This is a genomic window from Actinomadura napierensis (assembly GCF_039529375.1).
In the GTDB taxonomy this organism is placed as follows: Bacteria; Actinomycetota; Actinomycetes; order Streptosporangiales; family Streptosporangiaceae; genus Spirillospora; species Spirillospora napierensis.
Map to the genome: position 1 here is coordinate 1 of NZ_BAAAMR010000232.1, position 4,131 is coordinate 4,131.

3 protein-coding genes are annotated in these 4,131 nt (G+C 73.0%); 2 read left to right on the forward strand and 1 reads right to left on the reverse strand.

Annotation, left to right across the window (positions count from 1 at the left end; all coding sequences use genetic code 11):
* Window positions 1-215 precede the first annotated feature (215 nt).
* On the forward strand, window positions 216-989 hold the full coding sequence (locus tag ABD296_RS48945) for a TetR/AcrR family transcriptional regulator (protein WP_344285257.1): 774 nt from the start codon (window positions 216-218) through the stop codon (window positions 987-989).
* A gap of 168 nt (window positions 990-1,157) precedes the next feature.
* Window positions 1,158-2,216 carry an alpha/beta hydrolase gene (locus ABD296_RS48950; protein ID WP_344285260.1) on the forward strand — a complete coding sequence of 353 codons (1,059 nt, stop codon included), beginning with the start codon at window positions 1,158-1,160 and terminating at the stop codon, window positions 2,214-2,216.
* A 158-nt stretch (window positions 2,217-2,374) separates the two neighbouring features.
* On the opposite strand, the gene ABD296_RS48955 is transcribed toward ABD296_RS48950, so the two are convergent.
* A partial coding sequence (locus ABD296_RS48955; protein ID WP_344285263.1) for a glycoside hydrolase family 3 protein occupies window positions 2,375-4,131 on the reverse strand: 1,757 nt, incomplete at its 5' end.

The window sequence follows — 4,131 nt, forward strand, 5'->3', positions numbered from 1 at the left end:
AGCACGTCCAGGGCGGGCGCGGCCGTCGCGACGGCCGCGACCGCCGCCAGTGCGCGGGGCGGGCGCCGGTCGGGGCGCCCGCCCCCCGGCCGGTGCGCCCGCATCCCTCGATCCTGCCCGATGCGCGGGACCGCTCGTCCCGGGAGGTGCCTCACACCGTCCCTCCCGCCTCGGTGCGGGATCGGGGCGCGGCGTCCCCCGCTAGGGTGACGCGCATGGCAGGTGAGGCGGCGCCGCGCCGGCGGCCCCCGTTCCGGCGGCTGTCGCAGGACCGCCGCCGCGAGGAGATCATCGAGGCCGCGATCGAGGCGTTCGGGCGGCGGCCCGAGCCGGAGGTGTCGATCGACGACGTGGCGCGGGAGGCGGGCGCCTCCCGGTCGTCGGTGTACCGGTACTTCGAGGGCAAGCAGGAGCTGTACGAGGCGGCGGCGGACCGGGTCGGCGCGGAGCTGACCGACCGGCTGAACCAGGTGGCCGGGGGCGCGCCGTCGGAGCAGATGATGCGGCGGCTGGAGCTGTACGTCGACTTCCTGGAGCGCTACGAGGTCGGTTACGCCGGCCTGCTGGGGGTGGGGAGCCGGCAGGCGCCGGAGGCGACGCTGTCGACCGCGCAGAGGGTCCGCGACGAGATCTGCGCGCTGACGTACCGGACGCTGCGGGTGGACGCGCCGAGCGGGATGCTGCGCTCGACCGTGCAGGCGTGGATCGCGGGCGTGGAGTGGACGGGCACCGAGTGGCTGCGCACCCGCGAGCCGGGCCGGCCGGTGCTGGAGGCGACGATGGCGGCGCAGTTCACCTCGATGCTGGTGGCCGCGGCGGTGTTCGATCCGCTGTGCGCTGACCGGGTGGCGTGGCTGATGCGGGTGGAGCCGCCGGAGGCGCCGTTCGGGACGCTGGTGCGGGCGCTGGCGGGCACGTTCGACGCCCCGATGGTCGGGGACCTGGCCCGGTTCCTGGCGCACCGTCCGGGTGAGGGCCGTCCCGGGTGACCCGGCTGTCACCGGACGCTCACCGCGTCTCCGAAATGACTCACATATCTACAGTGGTTCGGGTCTTTCTTGTTACTCCGGCTTGTAGATCATTTGGCGGGTCGGCGGCACACTCTGCGGAAGTCGCACGGCCACGGGGGTCGGGCCTCATTTCCGCAAGGTGAGCACATGACACCCTCTGTCCGCCGTCCGGTACTCACGGTCGTCCGCTGGCGGCGTTCGGTGACGGCGAGCACCATCGCCACCGTCCTGGTGGCCGGGGTCGGCGTGGCCGGAGCCGGGGCGGCGCGGGCGGACACGTCCCCGGCGAAGGCGGACGACGGCGCGCAGATCACCCAGGAGACCAAGGTCGCCGACCGCGAGGTGGACGTCACCATCTCCTCCCCGGCGCTCGGCAAGTCGGTCAAGACGCGGATCCTGCTGCCCAAGGACTGGCAGCGCGGGTCGACGCGGACGTGGCCGGTGCTGTACGCCTTCCACGGCGGCCAGGACAACTACACCTCCTGGACCAAGAACACCGACATCGAGGCCTGGGCGGCCAAGTACGACGTCCTGGTGGTCATGCCGGAGGGCGAGAACGGCTCCTACACCGACTGGTACAACTACGGCAAGGGCGGGACCCCCAAGTGGGAGACCTTCCACACCGCCGAGGTGCGCCAGCTGATGGAGCGCAACTACGGCGCGGGCGCGGTCCGCGCGGCGATCGGCAACTCCTCAGGTGGGCAGGGCGCCTACAGCTACGCGGCCCGGCACCCGGGGCTGTTCAAGTACGTCGCCTCGCTCAGCGGCACGCTGTCGCTGCGGTCGGCGGGCATGCCGGCGATGCTGATGTTCACCAACGCCGGCAACGGGCAGGACCCGTTCGCGATCTGGGGCATCCCGTGGGCCGACGACGCCAACTGGGCCGCCCACGACCCCTACGCGCTGGCCGAAAAGCTGCGCGGCACGCAGCTGTTCTTCTCCGCCGGCACGACCGGCAGGCCCGGTCCCGGCGACCCGAACGTGGCGCCGTGGGACATCGGCCTGCTGAGCGAGATCGCGGTCGGCGCGGACAACAACGAGTTCAAGAAGCGCCTGGACCAGCTGAAGGTGCCCTACACCGCCGACATCTACGGCGACGGCCGCCACAACTGGCCCGCGTGGATCCGCGAGGCCGGCAAGATCTGGCCGACGATGATGAAGGCGATCGGCGCCAACCAGGTCACCGTCACCGCACGGCACCGCTGACGCGCGGGGCGCCGCCGTCCGGCCGCGGCCGGCCCGCGGGGCCTGCCGGCTGATCGCGCGGGTGTGGTCAGAAGCCGAACCCGGCCCGGTTTCGGGGACGACCGCGGCTGTCGTCCCCGGAACCGGGCCGTCGCCGTATCACGGCGAGGGCCGGTGCTCTAGCCGTGTCGCTGCTGGTAGGTCAGGCCGTGGCCGAAGGGGTAGAGGGCGGTGCCGGGGTCGTCGCGGGTGGGGATGGCGACGGGCAGCTTCCCGTGCGGCGGGTTCTCGCCGAACAGCGTCCCGGCGGCCGAGCGCAGGGCCTCGGCGGTGTAGGAGTAGGTGGCCAGGTAGGTGGTGGCCTCGGGGAAGTAGGCGATGTCGTAGGGGTCGCGGACGGCGATGACCACGACGGGTTTCCCGGTGGCGACCAGCGCCTTGACGAGGTTCATCTGCCCGGGGCCCTGGTGGCCCGGTTCAGTGCCGACGTCCCAGGCGCGGTTGGTGACGGCGACGATGAGGTCCTGGCCCTGCGCGGCGGCGACGGCGTCGTCGATCTGCGCCTGGGTGGGGCTGAGCCCGGTGCTGCGCACGGTGGTGGCGGCGCCGCGCTCGCCGATTGCGGTGGCGAGCCCGGCGGTGGTGGCGGTGCCCCATCCGGCGACCAGCACGTTGCGGGGCCCGGCCTTCAGCGGCAGCAGGCCGGCGTCGTTCTTGACCAGGGTGGTGGTGCGGTCGGTGGCGCGCTGCGCGGTGGCCAGGTGCGCGCGGGTGCCGACCGTGCGGCCGATGCGGGAGGTGTCGGCGTAGGGGTCGCGGAACAGCCCGCGCTTCTGCTTGAGGGCCAGCACCCGGTACACCGACGCGTCGAGGCGTTGCTCGCTGATCTCGCCGGTCTTGACGGCGTCGACGACGGCGGCGAGCTGGCGGGCGAACACGCCGTTGCCGGAGGCGTCGGCCGGGGGCTTGAGCAGCACGTCCGCGCCGGCCTTGAGGGCGAGGACGGGGATGCGCTCGTCACCGTACTTGTCGCGGACGCCCTGCATGTCCAGGGCGTCGGTGACGATGACGCCGCGGTAGTGCAGCTGGTCGCGCAGGATGCCGGTGAGGATCGGCTTGGACAGGGTGGCGGGGTCCTCGGACGGGTCGAGCGCGGGCACGATGATGTGCGCGGTCATGATGGACTCGACGCCCGCGGCGATCGCGGCGCGGAAGGGCGGCAGGTCGAGCTTCTCCCACTGGGCGCGGGTGTGTCCGATGCGGGGCACGCCGGTGTGGCTGTCGGTGGTGGTGTCGCCGTGCCCGGGGAAGTGCTTGGCGGTGGCGGTCACTCCCCCGGACCGGTAACCGCGGATCTGCGCGGTGACCATGGACGACACCAGCGACGGGTCGGAGCCGAAGGAGCGGACCCCGATGACGGGGTTGGCGGGGTTGACGTTGACGTCGGAGTCGGGCGCGTAGTCCTGGTTGACGCCGATGACGCGCAGTTCCTGCCCGGTGATGCGGGCGAGCGCGCGGGCGTCGCCGGTGCTGCGTCCGGCGGCCAGCGCCATGCTGCCGGGCGACTGGGTGGCCGGCGGCTGGACGCGTGCGACGATGCCGCCTTCCTGGTCGGTGGCGATCGTCTCGGGGACGCGGTGCGGCTGGGCCATCGCGGCGTGCTGGATGCCGTTGGACAGGCCGGCGACCTGGCCGGGGTCGTCGACGTTGTCGGCGTAGTAGATGAATCCGCCGGGGTGGTAGCGGGCGACGACCTGGGCGGCGTTGTCGACCCCGTACAGCTTGCGGTTGGCGGCGACGTCGGCGGGGTCGGTGGTGTCGGCGCTCTTGCCGTACACCTGCAGGACGAACAGCTGGGCGGCCTTGTCCTGCAGGCTCATCGAGCGCAGCAGCCGCATCAGGCCGGGGTCCTTGCCGCCGGCGGGCCCGGCGCCGG